This window comes from Vibrio aphrogenes, from assembly GCF_002157735.2.
GTDB classification, from domain to species: domain Bacteria; phylum Pseudomonadota; class Gammaproteobacteria; order Enterobacterales; family Vibrionaceae; genus Vibrio; species Vibrio aphrogenes.
This window is the reverse complement of the sequence record NZ_AP018689.1, coordinates 270,189-286,975: the sequence shown is the minus strand read 5'-3', so window position 1 is coordinate 286,975 and position 16,787 is coordinate 270,189. Positions and strand designations below refer to the sequence as shown.

General features: G+C 44.1%; 29 protein-coding genes. All 29 read right to left on the bottom strand.

Annotated elements, in window-relative coordinates:
* A complete protein-coding gene (gene rpmD / locus VCA1004_RS01405) occupies positions 1-177 on the bottom strand; it encodes a 50S ribosomal protein L30 (RefSeq protein WP_086982072.1) in 177 nt (58 codons plus the stop codon).
* Between the two features lie 7 nt (positions 178-184).
* Complete coding sequence (rpsE, locus tag VCA1004_RS01400) at positions 185-685, bottom strand: 30S ribosomal protein S5 (protein WP_086982071.1); 501 nt, start codon at positions 683-685, stop codon at positions 185-187.
* A 14-nt stretch (positions 686-699) separates the two neighbouring features.
* Positions 700-1,053, bottom strand: a complete 354-nt coding sequence (gene rplR, locus VCA1004_RS01395) for a 50S ribosomal protein L18 (RefSeq protein WP_086982070.1) — start codon at positions 1,051-1,053, stop codon at positions 700-702.
* Positions 1,054-1,062: 9 nt separating this feature from the next.
* Positions 1,063-1,596 carry a 50S ribosomal protein L6 gene (gene rplF / locus VCA1004_RS01390; protein WP_086982069.1) on the bottom strand — a complete coding sequence of 178 codons (534 nt, stop codon included), beginning with the start codon at positions 1,594-1,596 and terminating at the stop codon, positions 1,063-1,065.
* A gap of 10 nt (positions 1,597-1,606) precedes the next feature.
* Positions 1,607-1,999, bottom strand: coding sequence for a 30S ribosomal protein S8 (gene rpsH / locus VCA1004_RS01385; protein ID WP_086982068.1), 393 nt, complete (start codon positions 1,997-1,999; stop codon positions 1,607-1,609).
* Positions 2,000-2,028: 29 nt separating this feature from the next.
* Positions 2,029-2,334 carry a 30S ribosomal protein S14 gene (gene rpsN / locus VCA1004_RS01380; RefSeq protein ID WP_027697919.1) on the bottom strand — a complete coding sequence of 102 codons (306 nt, stop codon included), beginning with the start codon at positions 2,332-2,334 and terminating at the stop codon, positions 2,029-2,031.
* Between the two features lie 17 nt (positions 2,335-2,351).
* Entirely contained in the window at positions 2,352-2,891 is a 540-nt protein-coding gene (gene rplE, locus VCA1004_RS01375; protein ID WP_086982067.1) for a 50S ribosomal protein L5, read from the bottom strand.
* A 14-nt stretch (positions 2,892-2,905) separates the two neighbouring features.
* On the bottom strand, positions 2,906-3,220 hold the full coding sequence (rplX, locus tag VCA1004_RS01370; RefSeq protein ID WP_086982066.1) for a 50S ribosomal protein L24: 315 nt from the start codon (positions 3,218-3,220) through the stop codon (positions 2,906-2,908).
* 14 nt (positions 3,221-3,234) lie between these two features.
* Complete coding sequence (gene rplN / locus VCA1004_RS01365; protein ID WP_017026385.1) at positions 3,235-3,606, bottom strand: 50S ribosomal protein L14; 372 nt, start codon at positions 3,604-3,606, stop codon at positions 3,235-3,237.
* Between the two features lie 164 nt (positions 3,607-3,770).
* On the bottom strand, positions 3,771-4,025 hold the full coding sequence (gene rpsQ, locus VCA1004_RS01360) for a 30S ribosomal protein S17 (RefSeq protein ID WP_086982065.1): 255 nt from the start codon (positions 4,023-4,025) through the stop codon (positions 3,771-3,773).
* Positions 4,025-4,216 carry a 50S ribosomal protein L29 gene (gene rpmC / locus VCA1004_RS01355; RefSeq protein WP_017026387.1) on the bottom strand — a complete coding sequence of 64 codons (192 nt, stop codon included), beginning with the start codon at positions 4,214-4,216 and terminating at the stop codon, positions 4,025-4,027. The genes rpsQ and rpmC overlap by 1 nt, the downstream gene beginning before the upstream one ends.
* A complete protein-coding gene (gene rplP, locus VCA1004_RS01350; RefSeq protein ID WP_017026388.1) occupies positions 4,216-4,626 on the bottom strand; it encodes a 50S ribosomal protein L16 in 411 nt (136 codons plus the stop codon). Before rplP ends, rpmC begins: the two co-directional genes overlap by 1 nt.
* 11 nt (positions 4,627-4,637) lie before the next feature.
* Positions 4,638-5,339 (bottom strand): 30S ribosomal protein S3, encoded by a 702-nt coding sequence (gene rpsC, locus VCA1004_RS01345; RefSeq protein ID WP_017026389.1) that lies wholly within the window; start codon positions 5,337-5,339, stop codon positions 4,638-4,640.
* A 20-nt stretch (positions 5,340-5,359) separates the two neighbouring features.
* Complete coding sequence (gene rplV / locus VCA1004_RS01340) at positions 5,360-5,692, bottom strand: 50S ribosomal protein L22 (RefSeq protein WP_086982064.1); 333 nt, start codon at positions 5,690-5,692, stop codon at positions 5,360-5,362.
* A 10-nt stretch (positions 5,693-5,702) separates the two neighbouring features.
* Positions 5,703-5,981: a 30S ribosomal protein S19 gene (gene rpsS / locus VCA1004_RS01335; protein WP_004398469.1), complete on the bottom strand. Its 279-nt coding sequence runs from the start codon at positions 5,979-5,981 to the stop codon at positions 5,703-5,705.
* Between the two features lie 19 nt (positions 5,982-6,000).
* Positions 6,001-6,825: a 50S ribosomal protein L2 gene (gene rplB / locus VCA1004_RS01330; RefSeq protein WP_086982063.1), complete on the bottom strand. Its 825-nt coding sequence runs from the start codon at positions 6,823-6,825 to the stop codon at positions 6,001-6,003.
* A gap of 15 nt (positions 6,826-6,840) precedes the next feature.
* Positions 6,841-7,143 (bottom strand): 50S ribosomal protein L23, encoded by a 303-nt coding sequence (gene rplW, locus VCA1004_RS01325; RefSeq protein WP_086982062.1) that lies wholly within the window; start codon positions 7,141-7,143, stop codon positions 6,841-6,843.
* Positions 7,140-7,742, bottom strand: a complete 603-nt coding sequence (gene rplD / locus VCA1004_RS01320; protein WP_086982061.1) for a 50S ribosomal protein L4 — start codon at positions 7,740-7,742, stop codon at positions 7,140-7,142. The genes rplW and rplD overlap by 4 nt, the downstream gene beginning before the upstream one ends.
* Positions 7,743-7,758: 16 nt before the next feature.
* Positions 7,759-8,388 carry a 50S ribosomal protein L3 gene (gene rplC, locus VCA1004_RS01315; protein WP_086982060.1) on the bottom strand — a complete coding sequence of 210 codons (630 nt, stop codon included), beginning with the start codon at positions 8,386-8,388 and terminating at the stop codon, positions 7,759-7,761.
* Positions 8,389-8,401: 13 nt separating this feature from the next.
* On the bottom strand, positions 8,402-8,713 hold the full coding sequence (gene rpsJ / locus VCA1004_RS01310) for a 30S ribosomal protein S10 (protein WP_086982059.1): 312 nt from the start codon (positions 8,711-8,713) through the stop codon (positions 8,402-8,404).
* Between the two features lie 516 nt (positions 8,714-9,229).
* Positions 9,230-10,414 (bottom strand): elongation factor Tu, encoded by a 1,185-nt coding sequence (gene tuf, locus VCA1004_RS01305; protein WP_086981798.1) that lies wholly within the window; start codon positions 10,412-10,414, stop codon positions 9,230-9,232.
* Between the two features lie 151 nt (positions 10,415-10,565).
* Complete coding sequence (gene fusA, locus VCA1004_RS01300; protein ID WP_086982058.1) at positions 10,566-12,662, bottom strand: elongation factor G; 2,097 nt, start codon at positions 12,660-12,662, stop codon at positions 10,566-10,568.
* A gap of 150 nt (positions 12,663-12,812) precedes the next feature.
* A complete protein-coding gene (rpsG, locus tag VCA1004_RS01295; RefSeq protein WP_027696492.1) occupies positions 12,813-13,283 on the bottom strand; it encodes a 30S ribosomal protein S7 in 471 nt (156 codons plus the stop codon).
* Between the two features lie 113 nt (positions 13,284-13,396).
* Positions 13,397-13,771 carry a 30S ribosomal protein S12 gene (gene rpsL, locus VCA1004_RS01290; RefSeq protein ID WP_004399892.1) on the bottom strand — a complete coding sequence of 125 codons (375 nt, stop codon included), beginning with the start codon at positions 13,769-13,771 and terminating at the stop codon, positions 13,397-13,399.
* A 187-nt stretch (positions 13,772-13,958) separates the two neighbouring features.
* Positions 13,959-14,240 (bottom strand): sulfurtransferase complex subunit TusB, encoded by a 282-nt coding sequence (gene tusB / locus VCA1004_RS01285; protein WP_086982057.1) that lies wholly within the window; start codon positions 14,238-14,240, stop codon positions 13,959-13,961.
* A gap of 13 nt (positions 14,241-14,253) precedes the next feature.
* Positions 14,254-14,607, bottom strand: coding sequence for a sulfurtransferase complex subunit TusC (gene tusC / locus VCA1004_RS01280; protein WP_086982056.1), 354 nt, complete (start codon positions 14,605-14,607; stop codon positions 14,254-14,256).
* Positions 14,607-15,008 (bottom strand): sulfurtransferase complex subunit TusD, encoded by a 402-nt coding sequence (gene tusD, locus VCA1004_RS01275; RefSeq protein ID WP_086982055.1) that lies wholly within the window; start codon positions 15,006-15,008, stop codon positions 14,607-14,609. The genes tusC and tusD overlap by 1 nt, the downstream gene beginning before the upstream one ends.
* Positions 15,005-15,685 (bottom strand): helix-turn-helix transcriptional regulator, encoded by a 681-nt coding sequence (locus VCA1004_RS01270; protein ID WP_408646889.1) that lies wholly within the window; start codon positions 15,683-15,685, stop codon positions 15,005-15,007. Before VCA1004_RS01270 ends, tusD begins: the two co-directional genes overlap by 4 nt.
* 257 nt (positions 15,686-15,942) lie before the next feature.
* Complete coding sequence (gene fkpA / locus VCA1004_RS01265) at positions 15,943-16,743, bottom strand: FKBP-type peptidyl-prolyl cis-trans isomerase (protein ID WP_086982053.1); 801 nt, start codon at positions 16,741-16,743, stop codon at positions 15,943-15,945.
* Positions 16,744-16,787: the final 44 nt, after the last annotated feature.

The window sequence follows — 16,787 nt, the reverse complement described above, 5'->3', positions numbered from 1 at the left end:
TTACTCCTCAACTTTAACCATGTATTGAACTTTGTTGATCATGCCGCGAACGCATGCAGTATCTTCTAGTTCAACAGTGTGGTTGATTTTACGAAGGCCAAGACCGCGCAAAGTAGCTTTGTGCTTTGGTAGGCGACCAATTGAGCTTTTAGTTTGAGTTACTTTAATAGTTGCCATGGTGTTCTTACTCCGAAATAGATTCAACAGTTAGACCACGTTTAGCAGCAACCATTTCTGGTGACTTCATGCCGCTCAAACCATCGATCGTTGCACGAACGATGTTGATAGGGTTCGTAGAACCGTACGCTTTCGCAAGTACGTTGTGAACACCTACAACTTCAAGTACTGCACGCATTGCACCACCGGCAATGATACCTGTACCTTCAGCAGCTGGCTGCATGTAAACTTTAGAGCCTGTGTGACGACCTTTCACCGCGTGGTGAAGAGTGCCTTCGTTAAGTGCGATAGTAACCATGTTACGACGCGCTTTTTCCATTGCTTTTTGAATCGCAGCTGGTACTTCACGAGCTTTGCCGTAACCGAAACCAACACGACCATTACCGTCACCAACTACAGTTAGCGCAGTAAAGCTAAAGATTCGACCACCTTTAACCGTTTTAGAAACACGGTTAACAGCGATAAGCTTTTCATTCAAATCTGAAGCTTGTTGTTCTTGTTTAGCCATCTTCCAACCCTACCTTAGAATTTCAGACCAGCTTCACGTGCAGAATCTGCAAGTGCCGCCACTCGACCGTGGTATTGGAAACCAGAACGATCGAAAGCAACATCAGTGATGCCTTTTTCGATAGCGCGCTCAGCAATAGCTTTACCTACAGCTTTAGCAGCGTCAACGTTACCAGTATTCTTAACTTGCTCACGGATCGCCTTTTCTACAGTAGAAGCAGAAGCGATAACCACAGAGCCGTTTGGTGCGATAACCTGAGCGTACACATGACGTGGAGTACGGTGTACTACTAGGCGGTTTGCACCTAGCTCAGCAATCTTACGACGTGCACGTGTAGCACGACGGATGCGAGATGCTTTCTTATCCATAGTGTTACCTTACTTCTTCTTAGCTTCTTTAGTACGCACATTTTCATCTGCGTAACGAACACCTTTACCTTTATAAGGCTCAGGCTCACGGTAAGAACGAATGTCAGCTGCAACTTGACCGACTAATTGCTTATCACAAGCAGTTAGAACGATTTCAGTTTGGCTTGGACATTCAGCTTTAACACCTGAAGGCAGTTCATGCTCTACAGGATGAGAGAAGCCTAGAGTTAGAGAAACAGCGTTGCCTTTAATAGCAGCACGGTAACCTACACCCTTAAGAACTAACTTCTTCGTAAAGCCTTCAGTAACACCAACAACCATGTTGTTTACTAGTGCACGCGCAGTACCTGCTTGAGCCCAAGCATTCACTACACCTTCACGTGGACCGAAAGTCAGGTTGTTTTCTTCCTGAGCGATCACTACTGCATCGTGTAAAACGCGAGATAACTCACCTTTTGCACCTTTAACAGTAATTTCTTGGCCGTTCAGTTTCACCTCTACGCCAGCTGGAATAGCGACAGGTGCTTTAGCAACACGAGACATATACTACTCCTTAAGCTACGTAACAGATGATTTCACCACCAAGACCTGCTTTACGAGCAGCACGGTCAGACATTAGACCCTTGGAAGTGGAAACAACAGCAACACCCAAACCGCCCATCACTGATGGTAACTCGTCTTTTTTCTTGTAGACGCGTAGACCAGGACGTGAAACACGTTGGATTTGCTCGATTACTGGTTTTGCTTGGAAGTACTTAAGCGTAACTTCTAGCACAGGTTTTACTTCGCCTTCAATTGCGAAGTCAGCGATATAACCTTCAGCTTTTAGCAAAGTAGCAATTGCAACTTTAAGCTTTGAAGAAGGCATTTTCACAGCAACTTTATTTGCTGCCTGACCGTTACGAATGCGGGTCAGCATATCCGAAATCGGATCTTGCATGCTCATATGATTTACTCCAAATGATTAAGTGGCAATTACCAGCTAGCCTTACGAAGTCCAGGAATCTCGCCTTTCATGCAAGCTTCACGAACTTTGATACGGCTTAAACCGAATTTACGTAGGTAACCGTGTGGACGACCAGTTTGGTTGCAACGGTTGCGCTGACGCGATGCACTTGAATCACGTGGAAGAGCTTGCAGTTTAAGAACTGCGTTCCAGCGATCTTCTTCAGATGCGTTAACATCACTGATGGTTGCTTTAAGCGCAGCACGCTTTTCAGCGTATTGTGCTACAAGCTTTGCACGTTTTGTTTCACGTGCTTTCATTGATTGTTTAGCCATAACAGTAACCCTTCACCTTATTTGCGGAATGGGAAGTTAAAGGCAGCCAGCAGAGCTCGGCCTTCCTCATCAGTGTTTGCAGACGTCGTGATAGTAATATCAAGACCGCGTACACGATCGACTTTATCATAGTCGATTTCCGGGAAGATGATTTGCTCGCGAACGCCCATGCTGTAGTTACCGCGTCCGTCAAAAGACTTAGCGCTAACACCACGGAAATCACGTACTCGTGGAAGAGCGATAGAAATCAAACGCTCAAGGAAATCCCACATACGCTCGCCACGCAAGGTTACTTTACAACCAATTGGGTAGCCTTCACGAATTTTGAAACCAGCAACAGATTTACGAGCTTTAGTGATAAGTGGCTTTTGACCAGAGATCGTTGCCATATCGCTTGCTGCGTTTTCTAGTAGTTTCTTATCGTTGATTGCTTCACCAACGCCCATGTTTAGGGTGATTTTCTCAATCCTAGGGACTTGCATGACGCTTGTGTAGCTGAACTCTTTGGTCAGTTCAGCGACTACAGACGACTTGTAGTAATCATGCAGTTTCGCCATAGTAGAACTCCAAATTACTTAATTAATTCACCGTTTGATTTGAAGAAACGCACTTTTTTGCCTTCTTCAAAACGGAAACCGATACGATCCGCTTTACCAGTAGATGCGTTGAAGATTGCAACGTTAGAAGCATCAATAGCTGCTTCTTGTTCAACGATGCCACCTTGTTGACCTAGAGCCGGTTGAGGCTTTTGGTGTTTCTTAACAAGGTTGATACCTTCTACGAATACTTTACCAGTTTCGAGAACCTTAGTTACTTTACCGCGCTTGCCTTTATCTTTACCAGCAAGAACGATTACTTCGTCATTACGACGGATTTTAGCTGCCATTTTATTGCCGCTCCTTACAGAACTTCAGGTGCTAGTGACACAATTTTCATGAATTTCGCATTACGAAGCTCACGAGTCACAGGACCAAAGATACGTGTACCGACTGGTTGCTCAGTATTGTCGTTCAACAATACACAAGCATTACGGTCGAAGCGAATGACAGAACCGTCTGGACGACGAACGCCTTTACGGGTGCGCACCACTACCGCTTTCAGAACATCACCTTTTTTAACTTTACCGCGAGGAATTGCTTCCTTAACAGTAACTTTAATGATGTCTCCGATATGTGCATAACGGCGGTGAGAGCCACCCAGAACCTTAATACACATTACTCTGCGAGCGCCGGAGTTATCCGCTGCGTCGAGTGTACTTTGCATTTGGATCATGTTAGTGCTCCGCTAAATATTAAAACTAGACCCATCACGGGTCGGGCTGCCTCTTTATAAGGGCTGCGAATTGTACCACCGTTTCTAGAGAAAAGGTAGACAAAAAACAAACGGCTCCAAAAAAAACTTTGGAGCCGCTTTAAAAGCCTAAAAATTAAGCAAAATTAAATTTTCGCTTTTTCTAGAACTTTAACCAAAGTCCAAGATTTAGTCTTAGACATTGGGCGACATTCACGAATCTCAACTTTGTCGCCTAGGCCACATTCGTTGTTTTCATCGTGAGCATGTACTTTTGTCGTACGTTTGATGAACTTCCCATAGATTGGGTGTTTAACAAAACGTTCGATAGCAACAACAATAGACTTGTCCATTTTATCGCTAATTACACGACCTTGAGTCGTACGAGTTGTTTCGCTCATTATGCGCCTGCCTTACTAGTCAAAACAGTCTTAACACGTGCGATATCACGGCGTACAGCTTTCAGAGTATGAGTTTGCTGTAGCTGACCAGTTGCAGCTTGCATGCGCAAGTTGAACTGTTCGCGTAGCAAATTCAATAACTCAGCGTTAAGCTCTTCAACGCTTTTTTCGCGTAGGTCTTGTGCTTTCATCACATCACCTGCTTAGTTACAAAAGTTGTTTTTATAGGCAGTTTACGTGCCGCTAGGCGGAACGCTTCACGTGCCAACTCTTCAGGTACACCACCCATCTCGTACATCACTTTACCAGGCTGGATTTGGGCAACCCAATATTCAACGTTACCCTTACCTTTACCTTGACGAACTTCAAGAGGTTTTTCAGTGATAGGTTTGTCTGGGAAAATACGAATCCAGATTTGACCTTGACGCTTAACGTGACGCGTCATTGCACGACGAGCCGCTTCGATCTGACGAGCAGTAATGCGACCACGGCCAACAGCTTTTAGGCCGTATTCGCCGAAGCTTACATCAGTACCTTTCGCTAGACCGCGGTTACGACCAGTCATAACCTTACGGAATTTAGTACGTTTAGGTTGTAGCATCAGTCGACTCCTTACTTACGGCTTTGACGTGGCTTCTTCTTAGGCTTGTCAGCCTTTGGCTCTACCGCGTTTGCGTCTGGCATTCCACCAAGGATTTCACCTTTGAAGATCCAAACTTTAACGCCGATCACACCATATTGAGTGTGAGCCGAAGAAGTTGCGTAATCAATGTCAGCACGTAGGGTATGTAGAGGCACACGACCTTCACGGTACCATTCAGTACGCGCGATTTCAGCGCCGCCTAGACGACCACTTACTTCTACTTTAATACCCTTAGCACCTAGACGCATTGCGTTTTGTACTGCGCGCTTCATAGCACGACGGAACATAACACGACGTTCTAGCTGAGACGAAATGCTATCAGCCACTAATTGACCGTCTAGCTCAGGCTTACGTACTTCAGCGATGTTAATTTGCGCTGGTACACCTGCAATTTTAGCTACAGCTGCGCGTAGCTTCTCAACGTCTTCGCCTTTTTTACCGATAACAACACCTGGACGAGCAGTGTGAATAGTCACACGGATGCTCTTCGCAGGACGTTCGATAACGATGCGAGATAAAGACGCTTTAGACAGTTCTTTTGTTAAGAACTGACGTACCTTGAAGTCGCCGTCTAGGTTGTCAGCGAATTCGTTGGTATTAGCAAACCATGTAGCATTCCAAGGCTTAACGATGCCAAGACGAATACCATTAGGATGTACTTTCTGACCCATTTGCTTACTCTCCTAGTCTCTTAGCGATCTGCTACAACAACAGTGATGTGGCTTGAACGCTTCAAGATACGATCCGCACGGCCTTTAGCACGAGGCATAATACGCTTCATGATAGGACCCTCATCTACGAAGATTTTAGCGACTGATAGATCGTCGATATCTGCACCTTCGTTGTGTTCCGCATTTGCAATCGCAGAATCAAGTACTTTCTTAATTAAGTCAGCCGCTTTTTTGTTGCTGAACGTTAAGATTTCAAGCGCTTGCTCTACTGATTTACCACGGATTTGATCTGCAACTAAGCGAGCTTTCTGTGGAGAAATGCGAGCAAAGTTATGTTTAGCAATAGCTTCCATTATTTACTCCTTATTTCTTCTTAGCTTTCTTATCTGCAGCATGGCCGCGATAGGTACGTGTTGGTGCAAATTCGCCCAGTTTGTGACCGATCATTTCATCAGTTACGAATACTGGAACGTGTTGACGACCATTATGGACAGCGATGGTCAAACCAATCATTGATGGAATGATCATTGAACGACGGGACCAAGTCTTAATAGGCTTTTTGTCTCCGCTTTCCACCGCTTTCTCTACCTTCTTCAGCAAGTGTAGGTCAATAAATGGACCTTTCTTGAGAGAACGTGGCATGGCGATTCCTCTTTATAGATTATTTGTTACGACGACGTACAATGTACTTGTCAGTGCGTTTGTTCTTACGGGTCTTGAAGCCTTTAGTTGGCATACCCCATGGAGAAACTGGGTGACGACCACCAGAAGTACGGCCTTCACCACCACCGTGTGGGTGGTCTACTGGGTTCATTACCACACCGCGAACGGTAGGACGAACACCGCGCCAGCGGTTAGCACCAGCTTTACCAAGTTCACGAAGCATGTGTTCAGAGTTACCTACTTCACCGATTGTTGCACGGCCTTCAGATAACACTTTACGCATCTCACCAGAACGTAAGCGTAGAGTTACGTATGCACCGTCGCGAGCGACTAGTTGTGCATATGCGCCAGCAGAACGAGCTAGCTGTGCACCTTTACCAGGCTTAAGTTCAATACAGTGAATTGTAGAACCTACTGGGATGTTACGCATCGGCAGAGTGTTACCTGCTTTGATAGGCGCATCTACACCAGATTGGATCGCATCACCAGCTTGAATGCCTTTAGGTGCAATAATGTAACGACGTTCACCGTCTGCATACAATACTAAAGCAATGTTTGCACTACGGTTTGGATCGTATTCAAGACGCTCAACTTTCGCTGGGATACCGTCTTTAGTACGTTTAAAGTCAATCAAACGGTAGTGATGTTTGTGACCACCACCGATGTGACGTACTGTGATACGACCGTTATTGTTACGACCACCATTCTTAGAGTTTTTCTCTAGAAGAGGTGCGTAAGGCTTACCTTTATGTAGGTCAGCATTTACTACTTTAACAACGTGGCGACGACCAGGGGAAGTCGGCTTACACTTAACAATAGCCATTTTTAACTACTCCTGTTACTCAGCACCGCCAACGAAGTCAAGGTCTTGACCTTCTTTCAAAGTAACGTAAGCTTTTTTCACGTCTGAACGACGGCCTTCACGCATACCTTGACGTTTGGTCTTACCCTTAAGAACTAGGGTATTTACAGACTTAACTTCAACTTCAAATAGCTTTTCTACAGCTGCTTTGATCTCTTTTTTAGTTGCGTTAGTTGCAACTTTAAAAACGATAGTGTTTGCTTTTTCAGCAGCCATTGTCGCTTTTTCAGAGATGTGCGGAGCACGTAGAACTTTTAGTAGACGCTCTTCACTGATCATGCCAGCATCTCCTCAACTTGCTTAACTGCTTCTGCAGTCATTAGAACCTTGTCAAATGCGATTAGACTTACTGGATCAATACCAGCTACATCACGTGCATCAACTTTGTAAAGGTTACGAGCAGCTAAGAATAGATTCTCGTCTACTTCGCTAGTTACGATTAATACATCGTTTAGCTCAAGATCTTTAAGCTTAGCAACTAGGTCTTTAGTTTTTGGCGCTTCAACTGAGAAGTTATCAACAACGATTAAACGCTCTTGACGAACTAATTCAGAAAGAATTGCTTTCATAGCACCGCGGTACATTTTTTTGTTTACTTTTTGGCTGTAGTTTTGAGGCTTAGCAGCAAAAGTAACACCACCTGTACGCCAGATTGGGCTACGGATTGTACCAGCACGCGCACGGCCAGTACCTTTTTGACGCCATGGTTTAGCGCCACCACCAGATACTTCAGAACGAGTCTTTTGAGCACGAGTACCTTGACGAGCACCTGCTGCGTATGCAACAACTACTTGGTGTACAAGAGCTTCGTTAAACTCACGTCCGAAAGTAGTCTCGGAAACAGTTAGTGCATCAGCACCTTTAACCATCAATTCCATTACTTACTCCTAGACGTTATGCTTTAACAGCTGGTTTTACGATTACGTTGCCACCGATAGCACCAGGTACTGCACCTTTAATAAGAAGCAGATTGCGCTCAGCGTCAACACGTACGATCTCTAGGTTTTGAGTCGTTACACGCTCAGCACCCATGTGACCAGCCATTTTTTTGCCTTTAAACACGCGACCTGGAGTTTGACATTGGCCAATTGAACCCGGAGCACGGTGAGACAAAGAGTTACCATGAGTCATATCTTGAGTACGGAAATTCCAACGCTTAACTGCGCCTTGGAAACCTTTACCTTTAGATGTACCAGTAACGTCTACTTTTTTGATTTCATTGAAAAGTTCTACGTTTAGCTCAGCGCCAACTTCAAACTCTTCACCGTTTTCTAAACGGAATTCCCAAAGACCGCGGCCTGCTTCAACACCTGCTTTCGCAAAGTGACCAGCTTCAGGCTTAGATACACGGTTAGCTTTCTTAGCACCTGCAGTTACTTGGATTGCAGAGTAACCATCGTTTTCAAGTGTACGTACTTGAGAAACACGGTTAGCTTCAACCTCAACAACTGTTACAGGGATAGAAACGCCTTCTTCGGTAAATACGCGGGTCATACCCACTTTACGACCGACTAGACCAATCATTATTTCTTCTCCCTTAACCTAGGCTGATTTGAACATCAACGCCAGCAGCAAGATCTAAACGCATCAGTGCATCAACAGTTTTATCTGTTGGTTCAACGATGTCGATTAAACGCTTGTGAGTACGGATTTCGTACTGGTCACGTGCGTCTTTGTTGACGTGAGGAGAAATAAGAACAGTGAAACGCTCTTTACGAGTAGGTAGTGGAATAGGACCACGAACCTGTGCGCCGGTGCGCTTTGCTGTTTCAACGATTTCCGCAGTTGACTGATCGATTAGACGATAATCGAAAGCCTTTAGGCGGATACGAATACGTTGGTTCTGCATGAGACAGAGCTCCAATTAATTAATTACACAAACAATATCGCCACTCAACTGCGTAAATTCGCAGGAATGCCGATTGATTTATGTGAAACCGTAGTGCCCTTATTGGGTACATTGTCAGTTAATTTCTATCAGAAACTATTTAACTATTATCTAGATAACTAGGTGACTAATTTTTATTAACTGCGAACATAAGCTGAGTATACATTATGGTTAAATCACCGAATAATCTCTGAAAGATTAAGAGTGTTAACACGAATCCTCGCTGCTCATTGGTTCACAACTGGCTAAACCAGAGCCGTGCATTATACAGATCACAAAACGGGATGCAAGTGTTGTTTGAAAATTAATCGAGAAAAGAAAATAGAGCCGAGAGCCGAGAGCCGAGAGCCGAGAGCCGAGAGCCGAGAGCCGAGAGCCGAGAGCCGAGAGCCGAGAGGAGTGTCATTTAGGATACAAAAAAGGGAAGCTTAAGCTCCCCTTTTTTTATTAGTACTAACGGTTGTTAGCTATCAGCAATTAAGCGATAACTTTAGCAACAACACCAGCACCAACTGTACGGCCACCTTCACGGATAGCGAAACGTAGACCTTCGTCCATCGCGATTGGTGCGATTAGAGTAACAGTCATTTGTACGTTATCACCAGGCATTACCATTTCAACACCTTCTGGTAGTTGAATGTCGCCAGTTACGTCAGTTGTACGGAAGTAGAACTGTGGACGGTAACCTTTGAAGAATGGAGTGTGACGACCACCTTCATCTTTCGAAAGTACGTATACTTCTGATTCGAAAGTTGTGTGTGGGTTGATTGATTTAGGAGCTGCTAGTACTTGACCGCGCTCTACGTCATCACGTTTAGTACCACGTAGAAGTGCACCAACGTTCTCACCTGCACGACCTTCGTCAAGCAGTTTACGGAACATTTCAACACCAGTACATGTAGTTACTGTAGTATCTTTGATACCAACGATTTCTACTTCGTCACCTACGCGTAGGATACCACGCTCGATACGACCAGTTACAACCGTACCACGACCTTGGATTGAGAACACGTCTTCAATTGGTAGTAGGAATGGTTGGTCTACTGCACGCTCTGGCTCAGGAATGTAAGAATCTAGTGCTTCTGCAAGCTCAATGATTTTCGCTTCCCATTGCTCTTCGCCGTTTAGTGCGCCTAGAGCTGAACCTTGGATTACTGGTAGATCATCACCTGGGAAGTCGTACTCAGATAGAAGTTCACGAACTTCCATTTCAACTAGCTCTAGAAGCTCTTCATCATCAACCATGTCACATTTGTTCATGAATACGATGATGTAAGGGATACCAACTTGGCGACCAAGTAGGATGTGCTCACGAGTTTGAGGCATAGGACCGTCAGTTGCAGCAACAACTAGGATACCACCGTCCATTTGCGCAGCACCAGTGATCATGTTTTTAACATAATCGGCGTGTCCTGGGCAGTCAACGTGTGCGTAGTGACGAGTTGGAGTATCGTACTCTACGTGAGAAGTAGCGATTGTGATACCGCGCTCACGCTCTTCAGGAGCGTTATCGATTGACGCGAAGTCACGAGCTGAACCGCCGTACACTTTAGAAAGTGTAGTACAGATAGCTGCAGTTAGAGTGGTTTTACCGTGGTCAACGTGGCCGATAGTACCAACGTTTACGTGCGGTTTCGTACGTTCAAATTTTTCTTTAGACACAATCGTGTTCCTTCCTAGTTATGATTCGTTTTGACATAGTTTAAGTCAAAACGCGCCAGAATTTGCTATTTTATGCGTCAATTTTCATCAACGCAATAGATTCATGGTTTAAGTCGGCAGATCTCTATGAAAAAGATCATTAATTTAAACCTTAACCGCGCTCTGCAATGATTGCTTCAGCAACATTTTTAGGCACTTCAGCATACTCAGAAAATTCCATCGAGTATGATGCACGGCCTTGAGTTGCAGAACGTAAGTCGGTTGCGTAACCAAACATCACAGATAATGGTACTTGGGCTCGGATAATTTTCAAGCCGCCATAACCTTCTTCCATTCCTTCAATAATGCCGCGACGACGGTTTAGATCACCAACAACATCCCCCATCCAGTCTTCAGGGGTGGTCACTTCAACTTTCATCATAGGCTCGAGTAACACAGGTTGTGCTTCCAACGCGCCTTTTTTGAATGCCATTGAGCCAGCAATTTTAAATGCCATCTCACTTGAGTCGACATCGTGGTATGAACCATCGAACAAGGTTGCCTTAATATCCATTACAGGATAACCAGCAAGTACACCATTGTTCATTTGTTCTTCAATACCTTTCGATACTGAACTGATGAATTCACGAGGAACAGCACCGCCCACGATCTCGTCAACAAATACAAATCCTTCACCTGGTTCAGATGGTTCAAGCTTAAGCCATACATGACCGTATTGGCCACGGCCACCTGATTGACGAATAAATTTGCCTTCGACTTCCGCTTTACCACGAATGGTTTCACGGTATGCCACTTGAGGTTTACCTACATTGCAGTCAACACTGAATTCGCGCTTCATCCGATCAACGATGATATCTAAGTGAAGCTCACCCATACCTGAAATCAAGGTTTGGCCAGTTTCATCATCAGTTTCCACGCGGAAAGATGGGTCTTCTGCGGCTAATTTGCCTAAAGCAATAGCCATTTTATCTTGGTCAGCAGTCGAACGCGGTTCAACAACAATTTGAATCACTGGCTCAGGGAATTCCATGCGCTCAAGGATCACTTTATGGTTTTGATCACATAAGGTATCACCGGTGGTCACATCTTTTAAGCCAATTGCTGCAGCGATATCGCCTGCTAATACTTCTTTAATTTCTTCGCGCTTGTTTGAGTGCATTTGAACAATACGTCCAAAACGCTCACGCTTTTGCTTCACTGAGTTGTATACCGTATCACCAGAGTTGACTTTACCGGAATACACACGCATGAAGGTTAACGTTCCCACAAATGGGTCAGTTGCAATTTTGAAGGCAAGAGCTGCAAATGGTTCGTTGTCGTCTGCATGACGCTCAACTTCATTCTCATCTTCATCAATACCTTTAATTGAAGGCACTTCAGTGGGTGATGGTAAGTAGTCAATCACCGCATCAAGTACAGCTTGTACGCCTTTATTTTTGAAAGCGGAACCACAAGTTGCTAATACAATCTCGTTGTTCAAAGTACGAGCGCGTAGTGCTTGCTTGATTTCAGCTTCACTGAGCTCTTCACCTTCAAGGTATTTATCCATCAACTCTTCTGTGGCTTCTGCAGCCGCTTCCACTAAGTGGCTACGCCATTCATCAGCGAGTTCTTGCATATCAGCCGGAATTTCTTCGTATGTGAAGGTCATGCCTTGATCGGCTTCATTCCAGTTAATAGCTTTCATCTTGATAAGGTCGATGACACCCTTAAACTCTTCTTCTGCACCAATATTTAATTGGATTGGAACCGGAGTCGCACCAAGACGATTTTTAATTTGGTTTACAACGCGCAAGAAATCTGCACCGGCACGGTCCATTTTGTTCACGAACACGATACGAGGTACGTGATATTTGTCCGCTTGACGCCATACAGTTTCAGACTGAGGTTCAACACCAGATGATCCACAAAAAACCACCACTGCTCCATCAAGTACACGCAAAGAGCGCTCTACTTCGATCGTAAAGTCAACGTGTCCAGGGGTATCAATGATATTGACGCGATGTTCTTCGAACTGAGCTTCCATACCACGCCAGAAAGTAGTCGTAGCAGCAGATGTGATAGTGATACCACGCTCTTGCTCCTGCTCCATCCAGTCCATGGTTGCAGCGCCATCGTGAACTTCACCAATTTTATGAGAAAGGCCTGTGTAGAACAGAATACGCTCAGTTGTGGTTGTTTTACCTGCATCTACGTGCGCACAGATACCGATGTTACGGTAGCGCTCAATAGGAGTTTTACGAGCCACGATTGTATCCTCTTACTAAGGAAACCCTTAGGTTGTTCAAACCATTTATCTAACTTAATTTGAGATCGATAAATAGTAAAAATGTGCTGCGGGAATCCCCGCAGCACAGAAGGTATAACTAACGTTATAAGTCGGCTAACAAGTAGCTGATTACCAACGGTAGTGTGCGAACGCTTTGTTCGCGTCTGCCATACGGTGAACGTCTTCACGTTTCTTAACAGCAGTACCTTTGTTTTCTGACGCATCTAGCATTTCAGCAGCTAGGCGCATTGCCATAGATTTTTCACCACGCTTACGCGCAGCTTCAACCAACCAACGCATAGCAAGTGCGTTACGGCGAACCGGACGAACCTCTACAGGTACTTGGTAAGTTGAACCACCCACACGGCGAGATTTAACTTCTACCGCTGGACGTACATTTTCAAGAGCTTCTTCAAATACAGCTAAGTGATCTTTACCAGATTTCTCAGCCATAGTATCTAGTGCAGTGTAAACAATTTTTTCAGCAGTTGATTTCTTACCATCAACCATAAGGATGTTTACAAATTTTGCCAGCAATTCAGATTTGAATTTAGGATCTGGAAGGATCTTACGCTGACCAATTACGCGACGACGTGGCATGGATGTTTCTCCGTTGTCTTCTTCAGGTTATCCAAAACTTTTCAGTTTCATCAAAATACAATAATTGTAGTGTTTGGCCTTACTTAACGCTTTCTGTTATTACAGAATAGCTATTAAGACTTAGGACGTTTAACACCATACTTAGAACGACCTTGTTTACGGTCGTTAACGCCAGCACAGTCAAGAGCGCCGCGAACGGTGTGGTAACGCACACCTGGTAAATCTTTAACACGACCACCACGGATTAGAACAACTGAGTGCTCTTGAAGGTTATGACCTTCACCGCCGATGTATGAAGTAACTTCAAAGCCGTTAGTTAAACGAACACGACATACTTTACGTAATGCTGAGTTCGGTTTTTTAGGAGTAGTAGTATATACACGAGTACATACACCACGTTTTTGTGGACACGCTTCTAGTGCAGGCACGTTGCTTTTAACAACTTGCTTTGCACGTGGCTTGCGTACCAACTGGTTAATAGTTGCCATTAAATAGCTCCTGATTTACGAAAATAAGCTTGTGAAAAATCTAATCCTTATTCACCTTCAAATAACATTGAAGTGAGAAATAAGGACGCGAAATTTTATGCATCAAGGGGGCGTGTGTCAAGAAATATACAATCTTGCGAGAGAGTTTTTTTATTTTAAGCGAATCTCAAGGAATTCAAAGCGGGATTTAATCCCAAGTCATCGATTGAAGGTGTTGCTCAGTTAACAAAACAAAACCAATAAAATCAACATTTTGAAATAACTTCATCGCTTCAAGATTTAAGCCTCTTGCGCAAGCATCTTCTTCTAGCACATAGACTTGATCTTGACGATCCTTTAGTGATTCAAATAACCCATCCTGACGAAATAAAGCATAAACAGCGTCTTCAATGAGTAAAATGTCATCATCAGCTTGGATCAATGGCAATGAATCAAGCAGCCCAGTGTGAGTTTTTATAATATGCAGCATCACTAAGATCCTATTAATACGTCATGATCTTATGACATTGTTGCAGCTTGTCAGCTATTTGTTGTGGATTCAATGTTTGCGTGTCTATCACTAAGGCTTGGCTCGTTAGCTGATATGCTTGCAGCGACGATTCACACACAAAAACTTTTTCAATATCATACAGTTCAAGCAATTTAAAAGCGGCAATATAATCACGTGACTTTATTTTCTCAGGTTGCTGTGAGCCTATCAATTGCGTCACTCCAGCGCCGATAAAAAATACCTCAATATCTTCACAATATGCCGATGCCGCTAATAAGGCATCTAAGCCTTCACGACCTTTTGCCGTCGTATGTGGATACGAACGAAAAACAAAACCTAAACGCATTAAAATTGCACCACCCTATCTTGAGTCAACAATGCTTCTGATAAGCTTCCCAGCCCAGCCAGCTCAAAACCAGCTGCCACATTACTTGAATCGAGAGCATGCGTCTCGGCTTCATGACGATCCACAATCCCTCGCCTTAATGATGCCGCTACACAGGCCTCTAAGCGCACCTGATGACGCTGGCTTAGTTGTTGCCATGCTTTGGTCAGATCAAACTCATCATTGGCAGGAAGGACCAAACCAGAGGCATTATGTACACCATCTTGATAAAAGAATACGCTAACCAATTGATGTCCTTTTTCGAGCAAGGCGCAAGCAAATTGATAGGCATGACGAGCGGACTGGCTACCATACACTGAACCATTGACGACCAAAGTGTAAGTTAACGACGCTTGGCTCACTTTTCACCATCCTCAATTTTACGTTGACGAATATAAAGGTAGACCGTGTGCTTAGAGATATTAAGACGATCCGCAACTCGGTTAATGGCATCTTTAATATCAAAGATCCCTTTATCATACAGATCCATCACGATCTGACGGTTTTTAGTGTTATTGGATACCGACTTATCAGCATTGATTTCTTCGATCGTGCGCTCAACCGTTTGATCCACCAGCTCTTCTACATCACTGGCAAAGTTCACCGATGACGCTGCTTCTTCCGCTTCTGCGGTTGGCATAAAAGCATGCAATACTTGTGAGAATGGGGCATCTAAATTGATATTAATACACAACAAGCCAATCACACGGTTATCGGCATTACGGATCGCAATCGTAATCGACTTCATCAATACGCCACCTTTGGCACGCGTAAAGTAAGAACGGGAAAAATTACGCTGCGAACCTTCAATATCTTTGAGCATTTTTAATGCTAAATCGGTAATGGGTGACCCCACTTGACGACCGGTGTTTTCACCATTGGCAATTTTGATGGCAGAAGTGTGTAGGTCTTCTAAAGAATGCAGTACGATTTCACAGTAGCTACCGATTAAACTGGCTAGTCCATCTACCACCGCTTCATAAGAATGCAGTATCGTTTTATCTTGCTCGGTAAAGGGCATTACATGTACAGATTCCATTTCTAATAATGCTTCAGAATGCACAACTTCAGATTGACTCACAGGCACCTCTTGCTACTTCTTGATTAATTCACCGAGATAAATGCCCAGCCACAGCGCTGAACAATTAAACAAATTAGTGTAAGTTTATCAGAAAATTTGAATTAGGCATTGCTCTAACCGCATTATGATGATTTAGAACAAATTTTTATCAAATTGAGCGGGAATAAAAAAGGCCCATCACCTGATGAGCCTTAAAAATTTAATCGTAAATTGAATTACTTAGCAGCTGGTGCTTGTGGTGCGTCTGCTGATTTTACTGACATCAACTCAATTTCGAAAACTAACGTTGAGTTAGCTGGAATCGTTGGTGTATCTTGCTCACCGTAAGCCAACTCAGGCGGGATAACCACTTTGTATTTTGAGCCAACCTTCATTAATTGTACCGCTTCAGTCCAACCTGGGATCACTCGATTCAATGGGAAAGTCGCAGGCTCTTTACGGTCGTAAGAGCTGTCGAATTTAGTTCCGTCGACCAAAGTACCTTCATAGTTGACTACGACAGTATCCGTGGCTTTAGGAGACATGCCCTCGCCTTCTTTCTCTACTTTGTAAAGAATGCCAGAATCGGTTTTCTTCACGCCTTCTTCTTTGGCAAAGTTCGCGCGGAACTCATCGCCTGCTTTTTTCGCTGCAGCCGCTTTTTCTGCTGCTTGAGCTTGCATCTTCTCAGAAACACGTTTATCTAAAGCTTGTAATGCTTGATGAGTTTCTTCTTCTGTCATGCCTGCTTTTTGCGCAAACACATCTTCAATCCCTTTTAGGACGATATCTTTATCTAAATTGATGCCAATTTCTGATGGTTTTTCAATGCTGGTATTTAAGTAGTTCGCAAAAGAAACACCAATCGCATACGCCGCTTTTTCATCATCCGTTTTGTATAAAGTGGATGCTGCAGCTGATTGCGTTTGTTCCGCTTTCGGCGCCGCTTGTTGTGCGTCTTTAGATTCTTCTTTCTGGCAGCCAACCGCTAATAAAACAGTTGCAGCTAACAGAGATACTTTAAAAATCGGTTTCATTCACTTCTCCAGCGTGATGGCAAGCCATCGTTATGATTTAAAAA

Excerpts from the sequence above, each read along its gene's own strand:
- rpsE (WP_086982071.1), bottom strand. The coding sequence starts at position 685 with ATGGCTAAACAAGAACAACAAGCTTCAGATTTGAATGAAAAGCTTATC.
- rpsQ (WP_086982065.1), bottom strand. The coding sequence starts at position 4,025 with ATGAGCGAAACAACTCGTACGACTCAAGGTCGTGTAATTAGCGATAAA.
- rpmD (WP_086982072.1), bottom strand. The coding sequence starts at position 177 with ATGGCAACTATTAAAGTAACTCAAACTAAAAGCTCAATTGGTCGCCTA.
- tusC (WP_086982056.1), bottom strand. The coding sequence starts at position 14,607 with ATGCGTTTAGGTTTTGTTTTTCGTTCGTATCCACATACGACGGCAAAA.
- rpsL (WP_004399892.1), bottom strand. The coding sequence starts at position 13,771 with ATGGCAACTATTAACCAGTTGGTACGCAAGCCACGTGCAAAGCAAGTT.
- rplC (WP_086982060.1), bottom strand. The coding sequence starts at position 8,388 with ATGATTGGTCTAGTCGGTCGTAAAGTGGGTATGACCCGCGTATTTACC.
- rpmC (WP_017026387.1), bottom strand. The coding sequence starts at position 4,216 with ATGAAAGCACAAGACCTACGCGAAAAAAGCGTTGAAGAGCTTAACGCT.
- rpsG (WP_027696492.1), bottom strand. The coding sequence starts at position 13,283 with ATGCCACGTCGTCGCGTAATTGGTCAGCGTAAGATCCTTCCAGATCCT.
- rpsH (WP_086982068.1), bottom strand. The coding sequence starts at position 1,999 with ATGAGCATGCAAGATCCGATTTCGGATATGCTGACCCGCATTCGTAAC.
- rplE (WP_086982067.1), bottom strand. The coding sequence starts at position 2,891 with ATGGCGAAACTGCATGATTACTACAAGTCGTCTGTAGTCGCTGAACTG.
- rplD (WP_086982061.1), bottom strand. The coding sequence starts at position 7,742 with ATGGAATTGATGGTTAAAGGTGCTGATGCACTAACTGTTTCCGAGACT.
- rpsJ (WP_086982059.1), bottom strand. The coding sequence starts at position 8,713 with ATGCAGAACCAACGTATTCGTATCCGCCTAAAGGCTTTCGATTATCGT.
- rplF (WP_086982069.1), bottom strand. The coding sequence starts at position 1,596 with ATGTCTCGTGTTGCTAAAGCACCTGTCGCTATTCCAGCTGGCGTAGAG.
- rplX (WP_086982066.1), bottom strand. The coding sequence starts at position 3,220 with ATGGCAGCTAAAATCCGTCGTAATGACGAAGTAATCGTTCTTGCTGGT.
- rplB (WP_086982063.1), bottom strand. The coding sequence starts at position 6,825 with ATGGCTATTGTTAAGTGTAAGCCGACTTCCCCTGGTCGTCGCCACGTT.
- rplP (WP_017026388.1), bottom strand. The coding sequence starts at position 4,626 with ATGCTACAACCTAAACGTACTAAATTCCGTAAGGTTATGACTGGTCGT.
- rpsC (WP_017026389.1), bottom strand. The coding sequence starts at position 5,339 with ATGGGTCAGAAAGTACATCCTAATGGTATTCGTCTTGGCATCGTTAAG.
- fkpA (WP_086982053.1), bottom strand. The coding sequence starts at position 16,743 with ATGAAACCGATTTTTAAAGTATCTCTGTTAGCTGCAACTGTTTTATTA.
- rplW (WP_086982062.1), bottom strand. The coding sequence starts at position 7,143 with ATGATCAGTGAAGAGCGTCTACTAAAAGTTCTACGTGCTCCGCACATC.
- tusB (WP_086982057.1), bottom strand. The coding sequence starts at position 14,240 with ATGCTGCATATTATAAAAACTCACACTGGGCTGCTTGATTCATTGCCA.
- rplV (WP_086982064.1), bottom strand. The coding sequence starts at position 5,692 with ATGGAAGCTATTGCTAAACATAACTTTGCTCGCATTTCTCCACAGAAA.
- VCA1004_RS01270 (WP_408646889.1), bottom strand. The coding sequence starts at position 15,685 with ATGGAATCTGTACATGTAATGCCCTTTACCGAGCAAGATAAAACGATA.
- rplR (WP_086982070.1), bottom strand. The coding sequence starts at position 1,053 with ATGGATAAGAAAGCATCTCGCATCCGTCGTGCTACACGTGCACGTCGT.
- rpsN (WP_027697919.1), bottom strand. The coding sequence starts at position 2,334 with ATGGCTAAACAATCAATGAAAGCACGTGAAACAAAACGTGCAAAGCTT.
- rpsS (WP_004398469.1), bottom strand. The coding sequence starts at position 5,981 with ATGCCACGTTCTCTCAAGAAAGGTCCATTTATTGACCTACACTTGCTG.
- rplN (WP_017026385.1), bottom strand. The coding sequence starts at position 3,606 with ATGATCCAAATGCAAAGTACACTCGACGCAGCGGATAACTCCGGCGCT.